The following is a 17,226-nucleotide window of genomic DNA, read 5'->3' as shown; positions in this document are numbered from 1 at the left end:
CCCATGACCACCACCGACACCCCCGCGCTGGCGCTCTCCGACATCGGGATGCACTACGGCTTCGTCCGCGCCCTCGACGGCATCGACATCCATGTGATGCCCGGTGAGGTCGTCGCCCTGCTCGGCGACAACGGCGCCGGCAAGTCCACGCTGCTCAAGGTGATGTCCGGGGCGCACAAGCCGTCGCACGGCAGCATCCGCGTCCACGGTGTGGAGCACTCCTTCCAGGCACCGAGCGACGCGTCCTCGGCCGGCATCCAGATGGTCTACCAGGACCTCGCCCTCGTCGAGCCGCAGGACATCTCGACCAACCTCAACATGGGCCAGGAGACGCTCCGCAAGGGGCCGCTCGGCTGGCTGGGATTCGTCGACCGCAAGGCGATGCGGCGCAGCTCCGAGGCCGAGCTCGACCGGCTCGGCGTACGCACGGCTCCGATGACCCGCCCGGTCGAGATGCTCTCCGGCGGCCAGCGCCAGGTGGTCGCCCTCGCCCGCAGCGCGATCCGCGTCAACGGCGAGCAGGGAGGCGTGCTGCTCCTCGACGAGCCGACCGCCGCCCTGGGCTACGAGCAGACCAGGAACGTGCAGAGCCTGATCCGGCGGATGGCCGACCAGGGCATCGCGATCGTGATCGTCACGCACGACCTGCCGCTCTGCTACGAGGTCGCCGACCGCATCGTCATCCTCAACCGCGGCCGCAAGGTCGCCGACGTCCCGGCCGCGGGCTGCGAGCGGGACCACGTCGTCGGCTGGATCACCGGATCCCGCGCCTCCATGTTCGCCGTCCCGGCCGAGGGCTGAGTCGTGTCCGTCGCCCCACCCACTCCCAGGAGCAACCATGTCTGAGTCACCCGTCACCAAGGTCGTCATCATCGGCGGCGGAATCGCCGGCGGCGTCCTCGCGCTCGGGCTGCGMCAGCGCGGCGTGGACGTGGTGCTCGTCGACCAGCGCACCGAGCTCGGCGGCGTGGGTCACGGCATCACGCTCCAGGGCAATGCACTGAAGGCGTTCGACTCCGTCGGGCTCTACGACCGGCTCAAGGAGCGCGGGTTCCCGTTCAGCCACCTGCGGATGAAGTCGCCCGACGGCCACGTGATCGCCGAGATGCCGACGCCGCCGATGGGCGGACCGAACCTGCCCGGAACCATGGGCGCCGTCCGCGGCGACATCGCCGACCTGCTCGAGGAGATGCTGGCCGAGGCCGAGGTCGACGTACGCCTCGGAACGACGCTCACGGCCATCGAGGACCACGGCGACTCGGTCTCCGTGACCCTCGCGGACGGCACCGTCGAGACGGCGGACCTGCTCGTCGGCGCCGACGGCATCCGGTCCACGGTGCGCGAGATGATCGGCATCGACACGAAGCCGCACCCGGTGGGCATGGGCATCTGGCGCACCGTCGCCAAGCGTCCGCCCGAGATGGACTGCTCCGAGCTCTACATGGGCGGCCCGAAGTACAAGGCCGGTTACACCCCCATCTCGGACGACCTCTGCTACGCCTTCCTCCTGGAGGAGAACCTCGACCGCTCCTTCATCGGCGAGGGACCCCACGGCGCCCTGCTCAAGGAGCGCGGTCAGGGCTACGGAGGCATCTGGGGCCAGGTCCGCGACAGCCTCGCCGACGACGCGATCGTCAACTACGCCTGGATCGAGGCCATCTGCGTCGACGCCCCGTGGCATCGCGGTCGCACGATCATCATCGGGGACGCCGCACACGCCTGCCCGCCCCTCATCGCCCAGGGCGCCGCGATGTGCGCCGAGGACGCCGTCGTACTGGCCGAGATGCTCACCTCGGGCGACGCCGTCGACGACGTGCTCCCGGCCTTCATGGCCCGCCGTTTCCCGCGGGTGAAGATGGTGCTCGACAACAGCCTCACCCTCGCCGAGTGGGAGATGCACCCCGAGACCCCCGGCGCCGACCCCGGCCGGATCATGGGCCAGACGCTCGGCGCGCTCGTGGCGCCGGCCTGATGATCGAGCTCGGAGCGGACGGCTTCGAGAAGGCACGGGTCGACCGCATCTTCAACCGTCGGCTCACCGACCGGCAGCCGGCGGCGGTCGTGCGACCGACCACCGAGGCCGGGGTCGTCGAGGCCGTGCGGCACGCGAAGGCGCACGGCCGGCAGGTCGCGGTCCGCTCCGGCGGCCACAGCTGGGCGCAGTGGTCGGTCCGCACCGATGCCCTGGTCATCGACCTGGGCGACTTCCGGGAGCTGTCGTACGACGACGAGAGCCAGGTCGTCTCCGCGACCCCGTCCGTCCAGGGCGGCCTGGAGCTCGGTCCGTTCCTCGAGGAGCGCGGCCGGTTCTTCCCCGGCGGGCACTGCCCGAGCGTCGGGATCGGTGGCTTCCTGCTGCAGGGCGGCCAGGGGTGGAACGCCCGCGGCTGGGGCTGGGCGGCGGAGTACGTCGTCGCCATCGACGTGGTGACCGCCGACGGCGAGCTCGTCCGGGCCTCGGAGGTCGAGAACGCCGACCTGTTCTGGGCCGCGCGTGGTGCCGGTCCGGGCTTCTTCGGCGTGGTCACCCGCTTCCACCTCCGCACCCTGCCGCGCCCCCAGCACCTCGGGCTGACGGTGCAGGCGTTCGACCTCACCGACTTCGACGAGGTGATGACGTGGCTGCACGACACCCACCACACGGTCGAGGACACCGTCGAGATCGTGGCGCTGACCAAGACCGACCTCGCCATCTCGCCGACCCCGGTGCTCCTGGTGACCGCACTGGCCCTGGTCGACTCCGAAGAGGACGCCCGGAGGGCGCTGGCTCCGTTCCGTGCCAACCCGGTCCTGCCGCGAGCACTCATGGCGCTCGACGCCGTCCCCACCACGATCGCCGAGCAGCGTGCGCGGCAGCTGGAGGACAACCCGGAGGGCCACCGCTGGGCGGTCGACAACGCCTGGCTGTCCGGTGCGGCGGGCGACGTCGTGCCTGCGATGCGTCGCGCGTTCACGACGCTCCCCCACCCCAAGGCCTTCACCATCTGGTTCTCGATGGCCCCGCTGCGGGACCTGCCCGACATGGCGTTCTCGATGCAGTCCGAGATCTACCTCGCCGCCTACACCTGCTGGGACGACGAGGCGGACGACGAGCGTTGCCGCGACTGGCTCGACGGTGCGATGGCCGACCTCGAGCCGGTGACGGTCGGTCAGTACCTCGGCGACTCCGACCTGTCGCACCGCCAGGTGAGGTTCATGTCGGACGAGCACTGGGCCCGGCTGCAGGAGATCCGCGCCGCGCGGGACCCGCACCGCATCTTCGTCGGTCACCTGGCGGGCGAGGACGGCCCCACGAACCGCAACCACTGGGAGAAGGAGACAAGCCGGAGATGACGGCACTGCACCACATCGGCTACTACGTCGACGACCTCGAGGCGGCCGTCGACCGAGCCGTCCGGGACCTCGGCATCGGGCCGTTCCTCCGCCACGAGCACATCACCTTCGACGAGTTCACGTGCGCCGACGGCGTCGCCGACGGCACCCCGGTGGTCTTCGACCACAGCGCGGCCTTTGCGGCGTGGGGACCGCTGGTGCTGGAGCTCGCCGAGGTGCACGACATCGACGACGGGCTGGCCCGTGCGTACGGCGTCGTACCGGGTGCGGTCAGCCACGTCTCGTGGATCGTCGACGACCTCGCCGCCGAGGCGGAGCGGCTCGCCGCACTCGGCTGCGAGCCCATCAACACCGCGCGCACCGGGCCGATCCACGTCTCGTGGCACACCGGCGGTCCCCTGTTCCCGCACCCGATCGAGGTGCACGAGTCCAACGTCGCCATCGACGGCATGTACGCCCGTCTCGCCGCCCTGGCGGAGGGCTGGGACGGCGTGACCGACCCCATCCTGCCGATGCGCCCGCCCGAGGGCCAGCCGTGACGCGACCGTTCCGGTTCGGCATGCTCTCAGGTGCCGCTGACACCGAGGGCTGGCGGCACGACGTCGCACGCGCGGAGGACGAGGGCTACTCGACCATCGTGCTGACCGACCACCTCGACCTGTCGGGGGCTCACGTCACCCGTCTGTCCTGGTTGCCGGCATTCGCAGACGCGCTGTCCCGGACCACCACCCTGCACGCGTCCGTGATGGTGGCCAACCAGGATCTCCGGCACCCGGCGGTGCTGGCGCGGGAGGTGACGACCCTCGACCGGCTCAGCGGCGGACGGATCGAGCTGGGCATCGGCGCGGGACACGTCGAGCACGAGTACGCGTGGTCCGGCATCGCCTTCGACCCCGCCGGCGTCCGCGTCGACCGGTTGGCGGAGTACACCTCCGTCGTCCGCGGGCTCACCACCGCGGGTCCGGACACGTTCTCGTACGAGGGCACGCACTTCACCGTCACCGACATGCCGGTCTCGCCGCTGCCGACCGAGGGTCGGCTCCGGCTCATGGTCGGCGGTGGCCGTCCTCGGGTGCTCTCGATCGCCGCCACCCAGGCCGACATCGTCAACCTCAACGTCATCAAGGACGACGGACCGGCCGAGGAGGTCCTCGCCGAGAAGGTCGGCTGGGTCGCGGCCGCTGCGGGTGACCGGATGGCCGAGATCGAGCTGGCCATGTCGGTGCCGGTCGTGGCCGGCGGGCCGGGCGCACCGACGGCCGCGTTGGAGCAAGCGGTCGCCCGCGACCCCTTCGCGCAGCGACTCGCCACGCGCATGGGGATGGAGGCGCTCGCCGCAGCGGCGACCACCCTCGCCGGGTCGACCACCGCGATCGTCGACAGGCTCCAGGAGTGGCGCGAGCGCCACGGCATCAGCTACGTCGTCGTACCGGCCGCCGCCGCGGACGCGATGGCGCCGGTGCTGGCACGGCTCACCTGAGCGATCAGGCGCTGTCCCGCGCCAGCTCGCCGGCCAGCTCGTCGAAACGCGCGAACAGCCAACGGTGGGCGGGGTCGGAGAGCCGGTCACGCCCGAACCAGTAGCCCTCGGCCAGCACGACCTCCCCGAACGGTGGCTCGACCGCCACGAGCGGACCTCCGTCGCGCATGTGCATGCGCGCGAGCTTCTCCGGGACCACCGCGACCATGTCGGTGCCGGCGACGACGAAGGGAAGCGGCAGGAAGCCGTGCACCTGGAGTGCCACGTGGCGGGAGATGCCGAGCTCACCGAACGCTCGATCGGCCGGCGTGAGGATGCCGGGGCCGAACCCCGCGACCGCGTGCGGCACCTCGGCCAGCGCCTCGGCGCTGAACCGGCCGTCCTCGATCCGCGGGTGGTCGGCGTCAGCGATCAGCACCATCCGGTCGCGCCACAGCGGTCGCGACTCACCGGGGAAGCCGAAGCCGAGCGGGGCGATCAGCGCGTCGAAGTCGACCAGCACCTTGTCGGAGCTGCGGATGTCCGGACCCAACCCGTCGATCGTGAGCCGCACGCCCGGGGCGGTCGACGCGATGAGCCGGAGCAGGGGTTCGTGGACGACGGAGATCGCGTAGTCGCTCATCGACAGCCGGAAGGTCCGGATGCTCTCGCGCGGGTCGAAGTCGTCCTCGAGGTGCAGGGCGCGGCTCAGCAGGCGCACGGAGTGCTGAACCTCGGGCAGCAGCTCCCGTGCGAACGGCGTGAGCACGTAGTCACGCCCCGAGCGCACCAGCAGCTCGTCGTCGAAACGGCGGCGCAGCCGTGCGAGTGCCGCGCTCATCGCCGGCTGGCTCAGCTCGAGGCGCTGCCCGGCGCGGGTGACGTTGCCCTCCTCCAGCAGGACCTTGAGCGAGAGGAGGAGGTTGAGGTCAGTTCCTCCCAGGGTCACGACGATGAGACTACTGTCACTTCCTGTGCGAGAGAGGCTGCGCGAGGTCGACGCGAACCTGTTGTTGTCCCTCCATGCCCTGCTCGAGGAGAAGAACCTCACCCATGCCGGTGAGCGGATGACCATGAGCCAGCCCGCGATGAGCGGCGCCCTGGGCCGCCTGCGCAAGCACTTCGACGACGAGCTGCTCGTGCGCGTCGGGCGCGGCTTCGAGCTGTCCCCGCTGGCCGAGCAGCTCAAGTCCGACGTCGCCGAGGCGGTCGAGGCCGCGGAGGCGCTCCTGGGCAACCAGCGCGAGTTCGACCCGTCCTCCAGCGAGCGCCGCTTCTCGGTGAGCATGTCCGAGTACGCGATGACGGTGCTGTCCGAGCCACTGATGACCCATCTCGGCGAGCAGGCGCCCGGCTGCTCGCTGGCCCTCGATCCTGTCGACGCGGGACCGAGTGGCTTCGAGGCGCAGCTCCTGCGACGCGACCTGATCATCGGCCCGCTGGGCTTCGACTTCCCCGGACGGACCCAGCCCGTCTTCACCGACGAGCTCGTGTGCGTCGTCGACCGCGCCAACCCGCGACTCGTCGACGGGGCCCTGTCGATGGGGGACCTCAACGAGATGCCCCACGCCGTCGCGGAGTTCGGCGCCGCCGTGGCCGGCGGACGTCGCCGGCCGCTGGAGATCGAGCTGGAGCGCGTCGGCATCAGCGGCCGCAACGTCCGCGTCCAGGTCATGAGCCTCTTGGTGCTCCCCTTCGCGGTCAGCGGCACCGACATGTGCGCCTTCGTGCCGTCCCGGCTGGCCCACCGCTGCGTCGACATCCTCGGCCTGACCGTGGCGGCAACACCGGTCGAGACCGTGCGGATCACCGAGGCGGCGCACTGGCACCCGCGTCGCGACACCGAGCCGGCGGTCGTCTGGCTGCGCCAGCTGCTCTACGACGTCGCCGTCGCCGTCGAGGACGAGGTCGAGGGCGACTGAGCTGACAGCCACCGTCGGCGGAGGACGTGCGCGGCCGACTTGGGTCGCCGGTCCCGGGTGAAGATCCCCTTGGTGTTGCCGTCCACCCGCGTGAGGCCCGGCACGGTGGCGAAGTCGGCGAAGGTCCAGACGTGCTCCCCCACCACCCCTGCGACACGGTCGAAGACGCGATGCGACATCTCGAGGACGGCCGCCTGGTACTCCTCGGTCCACGGCTCGCCCAGGGCGCCRTGCCGACCGGGCAGTGCGTCGGCGCCGTACTCGGTCACGAGGACGGGTTTGCCGAGCGCGGCCCATGCGACGAGCTCTGCCTCCAGCGCGGCCTCCGCGGCGACCAGGTCGCCGTGATGGACGTACCACCCGAAGTAGCGGTTGACCATGGTAAGGTCGCACAGCTCGGTGACGCGGCACCGGTCCGGCGGCGCGAGGAACATGTTGACGATGCCGACCGGCCGCGTGGGGTCGAGCTCTCGCGTCAGGTCGAGCAGTGGGGCGAAGTAGTCACGCGACTCTGCGCTCGTGGTCTCCGGCTCGTTCGCGATGCTCCACACGACGACGCTCGGGTGGTGCCGGTCGCGGTCGACGAGCTCCCGGATCGCCTGGGCGTGCACCTCCTGGGTCAGGTCGCTGATCGTGTCCGGCGAGTACGTAGGTCGCTTGTCCGCGCCGATCATGCCGCCGGCGAGCGGCAGGTTCAGGCCGACCGCCGCGGTCTCGCCGATCACGACGACACCGTGCCGGTCTGCGTGGTCGAGGACCTCCTCGGCGTGCGGGTAGTGCGCGGTCCTGAGGGAGTTGGCTCCCGTCCACGCCATCAGCTCGAAGTCGTGGACCATCAGGACGTCGTCGTGGCCCTTGCCCCTGACCGCCGACTCCTCGTGCTTGCCGAACCCCCGGAAGTGGAACGGCTCGCCGTTGATGAGGAACTCCTGACCACGGACCTCGACCGTGCGGACACCGACCGCTTGGCGGTAGGTGTCGACCAGCGTCGTACCGTCCATCAGGGATGCGGTCAGCTCGTAGAGGTAGCCCTCTCCGGGACGCCACGGATGGACGTCGGCGAGGGCGAGTGTCCCCGACCGCCCCGAGCCGGTGACGACCACGCGGCCCTCCTGGTCGCGCAGCGTCACGGTGGTCTCCATGTCGCCCGTGGACGCGGTGATGTCGTAGTGAACGAGGCCGGTGCTGCCGTCGAGGTCCGTGGTCACCCGCAGGTCCTGGAGGTGATCACGCGGCGTGCTGTACACCCAGGCCGATCGCGCCAGCCCGGCATGGTTGAAGAAGTCGTGCCCGTACTTCTGCCGGCGACCTCCGGGAGCGTCGAGCACCTCGCCCGGCGGAAGCGAGGTCCAGGTCAGCTCGTTGTTCACCACCACGGTGACCCGGACCGGGCTTCCCGGCTCCAGCCACGCGGACACGTCGGCCTCGAACGGCGTGTAGCCGCCCTCGTGGCTCATCACCTCGGTCTCACCGACCCACACCGTGGCCCGATGGGTGGCCGAGTCGAACCTGAGCACCACCCGGCGGCCCCTCCACCCGGCCGGGACGTGCACGACACGCTGGTACCACACGTCCCCGACGTGGTCGCGGTGCTCGGGACTCGGGACGATCTCGTTGTAGCTGGCCGGCACGGGCATCTGCCGGGCGCCCGGGAGCGGCCCGAGGTGCCAGCCGTCCCGCCGTCCGACGCCGTCGGGGTCGAGCACGAACGACCAGGGCCCGTCGAGGCGACGGCAGTCGCGGGCTGCGCTGTCCTGGGGGCGGAGCATCAGTCCACCGCCTCGGCGGTGACCGCGGCGCGGGGCTCCTCCACGCGCCGGCTCAGCCCTCTGCGGCTGACCGTGAAGCCGAGCGCCGACGAGCACGCCATCACCACGGCGGGGACGAGGGCCGAGTCCTCGCCCCCGAGTCCCACCAGCGGTGAGACGACGGCGCCGAGGGCGAACTGTGAGAAGCCCAGCACGGCGCTGCCTGCACCCGCGACCGGCCGCACCTCGGCCATCGCGAGGGCTGCGGCGTTGCCCATGATGCCGCCGTTGCTGAGCACCGCGACGAAGATCGGCACCGGATAGGTCCAGGCCGGCGCGTGGGCTGCGGCCAGCAGCACGAACGACAGGGTGGACGCGAGCTGGAGGGTGATGCAGGCCCGGAGGATCCGGGCCGGCGCCCAGCGGTCGACGAGCCTGCTCGAGACGTAGCCCGCGGCGATCAGGCCGGCAGCGTTCACGCCGAACGCGACGCCGTACTGCACCTCGTCGAGTCCCACGACGTCCTGGTAGAGGAACGGCGAGGCGGAGATGTAGGCCATCATCACGCCGAACGAGAACGCGAGGACCAGCACCGGTCCGCAGTAGGCGTGGTTGGCGACGACCGACCGCATGTCGACGAGGGGTGACGACTCCCCCGCGCTGCGTCGCTCGGGCGGGTGGGTCTCGTCGAGCACCACCACGACCGCCACGAGCATCGCGGCGCACAGCCCGGCGACCGTCCAGAGCATCCCCCTCCAGCCGACCGACCCAGCGAGGAGCCCTCCCACCAGCGGCGCCAGCACGGGCGCGATGCCGCCCACGGTCAGCATGAGCGTGAAGGCGCGAGCGGCGGCGCGACCCGTCGCCACGTCCGAGATGACCGCCCGTCCGATCACCATGCCGCCGGCGCCGGCGAACCCCTGCACCGCGCGCGCGGCGACGAGCACGGGCAGGCTCGGGGCGACTGCGCAGACGACGCCGGCGACCACGCACACCGTGGCGCTCGCGAGCAGCGGCGTACGACGTCCGTACCTGTCCGAGAGCGGCCCCATGACGAGCTGGCCCAGGGCGAGCCCGACCAGGAACGACGTGAGGGTCAGCTGTACGCCGCTGGGTCCAGCGCCCAGGTCGGTCCCGATCGCCGGGAAGCCCGGCAGGTAGAGGTCCGTCGCGACCGGTGCCACCGCGGCCAGCGACGCGAGGACCAGCAGCAGGGGCAGCCGCACCTCCCGGCTCGTCTCCTCTGTCACGTCGCCAGTGAAGCAACGCCGAGGCATGCGCGGAACGAGCCGTCGCGCATGCCTGTGATCGGTGCTCGTGATGGCCGTGAGCCTTGTGGCGACGGTCACGGTCGGGCTGACTTGGCGCATGACCTGGGATGACGGAACGGCCTACCTCGACGAGCTCGCGCCGGGCGTGTACGCCTACGTGCAGCCGGACGGCGGCTGGATGGTGAACAACTGCGGAGTCGTCGTCGACGGATCGGGCGACGCCGTGCTGGTGGACACCACGTCGACCGAGAAGCGCAACCGCTCCCTCCTCGCCGAGGTGGCCGGGGTCGCCGCGCGCGACCCGAGGATCCTGGTCAACACCCACCACCACCCGGACCACACCTACGGCAACGGCTTCCTTCCGGACTCCACCACGATCATCGGTCACCACCTCTGTCGCGAGGGCGTCATCCGGGCCCAGCTCAAGGCGACTGCCGAGCTCTCCGCCGACTACGGCGACCTGGTCGTCCGCCCGCCCGACCTCACCATCGACAGCAACGTGACGCTGCACCTGGACGAGTTCCCCGTGGAGCTGAAGATCATGGGACCGGCCCACTCGACCAACGACATCGGCGTCTGGCTGCCGGACCAGAAGGTCATGTTCGCCGGCGACCTGGCCTTCTCGGGCGGCCACCCGATCTTCCTCGAGGGCTCGCTGGCCGGCTTCCGGACCGCCGCGGAGCGGATGAAGGCACTCGAGCCGAACGCACTGCTGCCCGGCCACGGCCCCGCCTGCCGCGGCGACGAGGTCGGGCAGGTCCTCGACGACCTCATCGGCTACGTCGACTGGATCGCCGACCTCGCCCGCGAGTCGTACGCCGCAGGGCTCACCCCGCTCGAGGCCGCCCAGAAGGCCGCCGGCGGTCCCTACGCCGACTGGCCCGAAGGCGAGCGCGTCGTGTGCAACCTGCACCGGGCCTACGTCGAGCAGAACCCCGACTACGTGTCGCCGACGCCGCTGATCATCCCGGCGCTGTGGCCGGAGATGGTCGCGCTCAACGGCGGCCCGATCGTCAGCCACGCGTGAGCGCGCGTCTCCTCGCCGGACTCCACCCGGCCCCTGGCGGCGTCGAGGTCGACAGTGTCTACACGCTCGGCATCTCCTGGTCCTGATCCCGGAGCACGTGGATCCCCGGTCCGACCTCCTGGGTCGTGCCGCTCGGCAGCACCACCTCGGCGGCGCAGCCCTCGGGCACCCTGATCGTCAGCTCGAAGCCGTCGGTGGCGTCCCACGCCACCGCGATGCTTCCGTGGACCGACACGTGCTCGGTCCGCGCCCGGGTGATCCCGCCGCCGGGCAGCGGCGCGACGCGGAACCGCGTCCACGTCGGCTCCAGCCGCTGGAGCCCGGCGACGTGACGGTGCAGGAACGAGATCACGGCGCCCTTGGAGTAGTGGTTCAGCGACTCGTGGACCGAGCCGTCGGCGCCCACGCCGTCCCAGCGCTCCCAGACGGTGGTGGCGCCCCGGTCGATCATGGTCAGCCACGACGGCTCGGAGTCCTGGAGCAGCAGCTCGTAGGCCAGGTCGAGGTGGCCGTGGTCGGCGAGCATCGGCAACAGGTCGGGGGTGGACAGGAAACCGGTCGTCAGGTGGGTGCCGGCCGCGCGGACGAGGACGGCCAGGTCGTCCCCGGCGCGCTGCCGGTGCTCCTCGGGGACCAGTCCGAACGCCAGGGCTCGCACCAGGGTGGCCTGGGTGTGCGGGGTGATCCGCCCGTCCGGCGTGACGAACTCCTCCTGCCAGGCGTCGCGGGCACCGTGCGAGAGCTCGTCGTACTTCTCGGCCTCGGCGTCGCGGCCGATCAGCCGCGCGATGCGGGCCGCGTGACCTGCGGTCCAGGAGTAGAAGGCCGTGGCGACGTCCGACTTGTCTGCGCCGATGAAGGCCGCGAAGTCCTGGGGCTCCCCGCCGGGCTCGAGCCACTCGCCCCAGTGGAACCCGGTGTCCCAGAGGTATCGCTCGTGGGCCTCGGGCTCGGGGCGCTCGGCGACCCGGTCGGGATGCCTGTCCTGCGAGGCCATCCGCTCGACCCGCTCGAGCCAGCCCACCATCGCGGGCCAGATCTCGGCCAGGGTCGAGGTGTCCCCGTACTCGCTGTAGAGCTCCCACGGGACGAGCACGATGGCGTCACCCCAGCCGGCGGAGCCGTTCATCTTCTCGAGGAAGCCGGTCTTCTCAGCGATCGGCATCGGCGCCATGTTGCCGAGGTTGCCGTCGGCCCACTGAGCGCCCGCCAGGTCGCGCAACCACTTCAGCGAGAAGCCCTGGACGTCGTAGAGGTACGACGCCGTCGGCACGTAGAGCTGCCAATCACCCGTCCATCCCGCCCGCTCGCGCGTGGGGCAGTCCGTGGGGATGTCGCAGGCGTTTCCGCGGAAGCTCCAGACCGCCGCGTCGTGGAGGCGGTCGAGCCGGTCGACGTCGCACCCGAACCAGCCACGGGGCTCCAGGTCGGTGTGCACGACGACCCCGGTGACGTGGTCGGCGGACAGTGGACCGGGGTGGCCCTCGATCCGGACGTAGCGGAAGCCGTGCGTGGTGAACCGCGGCTCGAAGACATCCCCCTCGAGGCCGGCTGAGACGACACCGTCGACCTGGCCCGCGCTCAACGGCTCGGGCAGGAACGGCATCGCGGGCTGGAGGTGCGTCATGGTGACGTCGCCATCGGGGCCCAGGGCCTCGCCGTGCGTCAGGGTGATGTCCGTGCCGGCGGGTCCGAGGCTGGTGAGCCGCACCCTGCCGTTGATGTTCTGGCCGAGGTCGACCACGAAGACGCCGGGACGTGGCTCGGTCACCGCGACCGGGCGCAGCTCCTCCACCGGGCGGACCGGTGGTGCCGGGGAGATCACCAGGGCGTCGTACCCCCGATCGCTGGTGGTGACAGGCTGCCAGCGGTGGGCGTCGACGAGGCGGCGGTCCTCGCGCTGTCCCTCGATCAGGTCCGCGGCCACGATGTGGGTGGGCGACCACTGCCAGCCGTCGTTCGTGCCGAGGACCCTGGTCGTGCCGTCCTCGTGCTCGAGCTCGAGCTGTGCCAGGAGCGCCGTGTCGGTCCCCCACTGGTCGGAGGCGCGGAGAATGCCGACCTGGCCGCGGTACCAGCCGTCCGCGAGCAGGGCGTCGAGGTGGTGCGTGCCTTCCTCGAGCAGGTCGGTGACGTCGTAGGTCTGCACCTGCGTGCGGTGGGCGTACTCGGTGAAGCCGGGCGTCAGCTCGTCGGCGGTTACCCGGGCGCCGTCGAGCTCGAGCTCGTAGATCCCGTGCGCCGTCGCATGCAGCGTCGCCCTGCGCACGGGGCGATCGACGACCACGTCACCCCGCAGCCGGTACGCCGGCCGGTGGCCCGGCCGATCCCCTGTCGCCGTCGGCGAGATCCATTGCGCCTGCCACTCGATCGTCACGACTCCAGCGAACCGCACCGACGGACCCGGCGGAACGGCGCATGCGTGATGCCAGCCATAGGCCCGAAGACCGTCAGCCAGCGGCGAAGACCTCCCGCGCGATGCGGAAGGCGGTGTTGGCGTCGGGCACCCCGCAGTAGATCGCGCTCTGCAGGAGGGTCTCCTCGATCTCCTGGATCGTGACGCCGTTGCGGCGGGCAGCCAGGAGGTGCAACGCCAGCTCCTCGTCGTGGCCACGCGCGATCAGCGCAGTGATCGTGATGAGCGACCTCGTACGCCGATCCAGCCCGGGGCGGGTCCAGATCGTGCCCCAGGCGTACTCGGTGATCATGGTCTGGAAGTCGCGGTCGAGGTCGGTGGTGTTGTTGTCGGCGCGGTCGACGTGCTCGTCGCCGAGCACCTCGCGGCGCACGGCCATGCCGTCGTCGTACTTCGTCATGTCATCTCCTGGCGGGTCTGGTCGGGGAGGTCTCGGATGATCGTGGCGACCTCGTGGCCCGGGACGGGGGTGGTCATCGGCGCACCTCGGCGGCGGTCAGGTTCTCGGCCATCCGAGTGGTGTCGACCCGGAGCCCGGCGAGGAGGTCCGCGGTCTGGCTGGTGGCCACTGCTGTACGTCGTGCGAGCAGGCGCAGGGTGTCCCACTCGGCGTGCCACGCACCGTCCGCGCGCTCGTCGACCTGGTCGGCGGCGCAGAGGTGGAGGGTGGCGAGGAGCTGAGGGGCAGTGAGCGCGGCCCTGCGCACGAGCACCGACAGGACCGGGTTGGCCTTGTGGGGCATGGAGGAGGACCCCCCACCCGCGGCTTCGGAGACCTCGCCGATCTCGGGCCGGGACAGCTCGAGCACGTCGCGGGCGATACGGCCGCAGGCGTCGGTGGCGGCCGTGAGCGCGTCCGCGATCCGGGTGATCGGACGTCGATCGGTGTGCCACGACGGAACGTCCGCAAGCGCGAGCCGCTCGGCGATCCGCCCGTCCCGCATCGTGCCCACCGGCCCCCCGCACTGGGCAGGGAACGCGAGCGCCGAGAGATCCCGGTCGGCACCGGAGAGGCCGCTGCGCCAGGCCGCGAGCTTGTGCCCGAAGGTGATCGGCAACGCCCACTGCGTCAGGGTCCGGGCCACCATCGGTGCCTCACCATGGTGGCCGGCGAGGTCGTCGAGAGCGCCGCATGCTGCGTCCAGGTGCGTGCGGACGACGCCCACCGCGTCACGCAGCATCAGCACGACGGCGGTGTCGACGACGTCCTGGCTGGTGAGGCCCGCGTGCACGCCGATGCCCGGGTTCGCCTCCGCCAGCGCCAGCACGAGCGGGATCACCGCGTTGCCGCCTGGCTCTGCGTCGAGCGCGACGGTCGGGACGTCGAGGTCCACCGCGACCCACGCGGACTCGACGGCCACCATGGCGGCCACGAAGGCGTCGTCGGTGAACAGGTCGCCGGCGCGTGCGTCGCCCGGCCACAGGAGGTCACTCATCGCCGTGGTCCAGGAAGACGGTCTCGCCCTCGCCCTGGAGGCGCACGTCGAAGACGAACCCCGTCGCGTCGGCCGTGGTGACCAGGGTGGACCTGCGGTCGGGGTCGAGCCCCTCGAGCAGGGTGTCGGTGGACCCGGGGAGGTAGGCCCGCGTGAACAGCCGGTGGAGGAGCCCGCGCGCGAAGACCGTGACGGCGAAGAACGGCGCTCCGGGCCCGGGCACGAGCGTGGTGAACGAGTAGTGCCCCGTGCCGTCGGTGGAGCTGCGTCCGAAGCCGGAGAACGTCCAGCCGTCGCGCCGGAGCGAGCCCGGCTGCTGCACGACCTCGCCCCGTCGGTCGGCCTGCCACAGCTCCAGGATGGCGTCGGGGACGGGAGCCCCCGCGCCGTCGTACACGGTCCCGTGGAGCCGTACGGCGCCGACCGAGCCGGGCGGCACCAGCTCGCTGTCCCCCTCGTAGGGCAGCGCGTAGTGGAAGAACGGCCCCACCGTCTGGCCGGGCGTGGGGGTCAGCCGAGGGGGCGGCGTCACGAGTGGTCCTCCTGCGCGTTGTCGGACTCGAGCGGGGTGCGGTGCGATCCCGTCAGGACAATGTCCCACCGGTAGCCGGTGGCCCACTCGTGCTGGGTGAGGTCGTGGTCGTAGGAGGCGACGAGCCGCTCGCGCGCCCTCGGGTCCACGATCGACCGGTAGATCGGGTCGAGCCCGAAGAGCGGGTCCCCGGGGAAGTACATCTGGGTGATGAGCCGCTGCGTGAAGTCCGTGCCGAACAGGGAGAAGTGGATGTGGGCCGGGCGCCAGGCATTGTGGTGGTTCTTCCAGGGGTAGGGCCCGGGCTTGATCGTGGTGAAGCGGTAGACCCCGTCAGCGTCGGTGAGGCAGCGGCCCATCCCGGTGAAGTGCGGGTCGAGCGGAGCGGGGTGCTGGTCGCGCTGGTGGATGTAGCGGCCCCCTGCGTTGGCCTGCCAGATCTCGACCAGCTGGTGCCGGACCGGGCGACCGTCGCCGTCCAGCACCCGACCGGAGACGACCATGCGCTCACCGATCGGCTCGCCACCCCTCTGGACGGTGAGGTCCGCCTCGAGCTCGCCGACGTCGCGACGGCCGAACACCGGGGCCCACAGCTCGATCCCCTCCGGGTCGACCTGCTGGAGGTCCTTGGTCGGGTGGCGGAGCCGACTGGAGCGGTACGGCGGGTAGTCCCGCCTCGGCTGGGTCTCCCCCGCGTCGCCCGCCCCGAGCGCTTCCTCGTACGACTCCGAGATGTCGCGCATCTCCTCGTCGAGGATGCCCTGCACCTCCAGGCCCGAGCCCGGGTCGCGGTCGCTCGTGGTCATGCTGTCGGCCATCCGGTGTATCCCTCCGCGAGGTAGGTGGCGCCGGCCTCGGACGAGACCAGGCTGGTCAGCTCCCCCAGCTGGCGGAGCTCGTCGAAGTCCCGGAACTGCTGCTGGTCGGGCGCCTGGTGGAGCATCGTGGTCATCCAGTAGGAGAAGTGCTGCGCCTTCCACACCCGCGCCAGGGCCCGGTCGGTGTAGTCGTCCAGCGCGTCGAGGTCCTGCTCCAGCAGCGCCCGCTCGACGGCGTCGGCGAGCACGCGGGTGTCGGCGAGGGCGAGGTTCAGACCCTTGGCACCGGTCGGCGGCACGGTGTGCGCGGCGTCGCCGGCGAGCAGCAGGCGGCCGCTGCGCATCGGCGTCTGCACGAAGGAGCGGAACGGCAGGATCGTCCGTTCGATGACCGGGCCCTCGTTGAGGGTGAAGCCGTCAGAGCCGGCCAGCCGCGCCTGGAGCTCGCTCCAGATCCGGTCGTCTGACCAGGACTGCGCGTCCTCGGACGGATCGCACTGGAAGTACATCCGCTGCACGGAGTCCGTGCGCTGGCTGATCAGCGCGAAGCCCCGCTCCGAGCGCGCGTAGATCAGCTCGGGGCTGGACCGCGGCGCCTCGCAGAGGATGCCGAACCAGGCGAAGGGATACTCGCGGGAGTAGCGCCGGTGCGTGGGCTCTCGCTCCGCCACGAGATTGCGGCAGATCGACCGGGAGCCGTCCGCGCCGACCACCAGGTCGGCCGTGACGTCGTGCCGGCTCCCCTCGGCGTCGGCGTACGTCACCCGGGGCAGGTCGGTGTCGAGGTCGTGGACGGCGGTGTCGGAGATTCCGTAGCGCACGTCGCCACCGTCGCGGGTGCGAGCCGCGTGGAGGTCGACGAAGACGTCCGTCTGCGGGTAGAGCCAGACCGAGGCACCGACCAGCTCCTCGAAGTCGATGTGGTGGCTCTCGCCGCCGAAGCGCAGGTAGATGCCACCGTGCCGGTCGCCGTGGGTGATCACCCGCTCCCGGCCGCTCTCGTAGACACCCGTCTCGGCGAGCATGCGGACGCTGTCTCGCTCCAGGATGCCTGCGCGGTGGGTGGTCCTGATCGCGTCCACGGTGCGGGTGTCGAGCACGACGCTCTCGATGCCCGAGCGGTGCAGGAGGTGCGCGAGCATCAGACCGGCGGGGCCGCCGCCGACGATCGCGACCTGGGTCCGGGTGCTGGTCATGGGAGCGACCGTAGGGAGACGACCGTCTCGGCGTCACTCATGGGATTCCACTCAGTGGAATACGCTGG

General features: G+C 71.4%; 16 protein-coding genes. 7 read left to right on the top strand and 9 right to left on the bottom strand.

Going from position 1 to position 17,226, the window contains the following annotated elements:
• Window positions 1–3: 3 nt before the first annotated feature.
• From AC1DQF_RS00130 to AC1DQF_RS00110, 5 genes are read left to right on the top strand one after another with little or no spacing between them, the layout of a single operon-like run.
• Entirely contained in the window at window positions 4–801 is a 798-nt protein-coding gene (locus AC1DQF_RS00130; RefSeq protein ID WP_477523168.1) for an ATP-binding cassette domain-containing protein, read from the top strand.
• A gap of 37 nt (window positions 802–838) precedes the next feature.
• Window positions 839–1,972, top strand: coding sequence for an FAD-dependent monooxygenase (locus tag AC1DQF_RS00125; RefSeq protein WP_477523167.1), 1,134 nt, complete (start codon window positions 839–841; stop codon window positions 1,970–1,972).
• On the top strand, window positions 1,972–3,333 hold the full coding sequence (locus AC1DQF_RS00120; protein WP_477523166.1) for an FAD-binding oxidoreductase: 1,362 nt from the start codon (window positions 1,972–1,974) through the stop codon (window positions 3,331–3,333). Before AC1DQF_RS00125 ends, AC1DQF_RS00120 begins: the two co-directional genes overlap by 1 nt.
• The gene (locus tag AC1DQF_RS00115) at window positions 3,330–3,872 is read left to right on the top strand and encodes a VOC family protein (RefSeq protein WP_477523165.1); all 543 of its coding nucleotides are present in this window, start codon (window positions 3,330–3,332) and stop codon (window positions 3,870–3,872) included. Before AC1DQF_RS00120 ends, AC1DQF_RS00115 begins: the two co-directional genes overlap by 4 nt.
• Entirely contained in the window at window positions 3,869–4,813 is a 945-nt protein-coding gene (locus AC1DQF_RS00110; RefSeq protein ID WP_477523164.1) for a TIGR03621 family F420-dependent LLM class oxidoreductase, read from the top strand. The genes AC1DQF_RS00115 and AC1DQF_RS00110 overlap by 4 nt, the downstream gene beginning before the upstream one ends.
• A 4-nt stretch (window positions 4,814–4,817) precedes the next feature.
• Here AC1DQF_RS00110 and AC1DQF_RS00105 read toward each other — a convergent pair whose 3' ends face one another.
• Window positions 4,818–5,741: a LysR family transcriptional regulator gene (locus AC1DQF_RS00105; protein WP_477523163.1), complete on the bottom strand. Its 924-nt coding sequence runs from the start codon at window positions 5,739–5,741 to the stop codon at window positions 4,818–4,820.
• Window positions 5,742–5,766: 25 nt separating this feature from the next.
• Between AC1DQF_RS00105 and AC1DQF_RS00100 the strand changes: the two genes are divergently transcribed.
• Window positions 5,767–6,714, top strand: coding sequence for a LysR substrate-binding domain-containing protein (locus AC1DQF_RS00100; RefSeq protein WP_477523162.1), 948 nt, complete (start codon window positions 5,767–5,769; stop codon window positions 6,712–6,714).
• Here the strand turns inward: AC1DQF_RS00100 and uidA are convergent.
• Together uidA and AC1DQF_RS00090 are read right to left on the bottom strand one after the other, a co-directional pair.
• Window positions 6,669–8,483, bottom strand: a complete 1,815-nt coding sequence (gene uidA, locus AC1DQF_RS00095) for a beta-glucuronidase (protein ID WP_477523161.1) — start codon at window positions 8,481–8,483, stop codon at window positions 6,669–6,671. The two genes, AC1DQF_RS00100 and uidA, sit on opposite strands and share 46 nt — an antisense overlap.
• Window positions 8,483–9,712, bottom strand: a complete 1,230-nt coding sequence (locus AC1DQF_RS00090) for a multidrug effflux MFS transporter (RefSeq protein WP_477523160.1) — start codon at window positions 9,710–9,712, stop codon at window positions 8,483–8,485. The genes uidA and AC1DQF_RS00090 overlap by 1 nt, the downstream gene beginning before the upstream one ends.
• Window positions 9,713–9,830: 118 nt before the next feature.
• Between AC1DQF_RS00090 and AC1DQF_RS00085 the strand changes: the two genes are divergently transcribed.
• The gene (locus AC1DQF_RS00085) at window positions 9,831–10,760 is read left to right on the top strand and encodes an MBL fold metallo-hydrolase (RefSeq protein WP_477523159.1); all 930 of its coding nucleotides are present in this window, start codon (window positions 9,831–9,833) and stop codon (window positions 10,758–10,760) included.
• A gap of 58 nt (window positions 10,761–10,818) precedes the next feature.
• Here the strand turns inward: AC1DQF_RS00085 and AC1DQF_RS00080 are convergent, their stop codons facing one another.
• The 6 genes from AC1DQF_RS00080 to AC1DQF_RS00055 form a co-directional block, all read right to left on the bottom strand.
• Window positions 10,819–13,137, bottom strand: coding sequence for an alpha-L-rhamnosidase (locus AC1DQF_RS00080; RefSeq protein WP_477523158.1), 2,319 nt, complete (start codon window positions 13,135–13,137; stop codon window positions 10,819–10,821).
• Window positions 13,138–13,210: 73 nt separating this feature from the next.
• Window positions 13,211–13,576 (bottom strand): 4-carboxymuconolactone decarboxylase, encoded by a 366-nt coding sequence (gene pcaC / locus AC1DQF_RS00075; protein WP_477523157.1) that lies wholly within the window; start codon window positions 13,574–13,576, stop codon window positions 13,211–13,213.
• 73 nt (window positions 13,577–13,649) lie between these two features.
• The gene (locus tag AC1DQF_RS00070; RefSeq protein ID WP_477523156.1) at window positions 13,650–14,612 is read right to left on the bottom strand and encodes a lyase family protein; all 963 of its coding nucleotides are present in this window, start codon (window positions 14,610–14,612) and stop codon (window positions 13,650–13,652) included.
• Window positions 14,605–15,144 (bottom strand): protocatechuate 3,4-dioxygenase subunit alpha, encoded by a 540-nt coding sequence (gene pcaG / locus AC1DQF_RS00065; protein ID WP_477523155.1) that lies wholly within the window; start codon window positions 15,142–15,144, stop codon window positions 14,605–14,607. The genes AC1DQF_RS00070 and pcaG overlap by 8 nt, the downstream gene beginning before the upstream one ends.
• Entirely contained in the window at window positions 15,141–15,962 is an 822-nt protein-coding gene (gene pcaH, locus AC1DQF_RS00060) for a protocatechuate 3,4-dioxygenase subunit beta (protein WP_477523154.1), read from the bottom strand. The genes pcaG and pcaH overlap by 4 nt, the downstream gene beginning before the upstream one ends.
• A complete protein-coding gene (locus AC1DQF_RS00055; RefSeq protein ID WP_477523153.1) occupies window positions 15,947–17,158 on the bottom strand; it encodes a 4-hydroxybenzoate 3-monooxygenase in 1,212 nt (403 codons plus the stop codon). Before AC1DQF_RS00055 ends, pcaH begins: the two co-directional genes overlap by 16 nt.
• Window positions 17,159–17,226 lie beyond the last annotated feature (68 nt).

The organism is Nocardioides sp. P4_G4, from assembly GCF_056401085.1.
The sequence above is the reverse complement of the archived record's forward strand: the minus strand, read 5'-3'. Positions and strand labels throughout refer to the sequence as shown.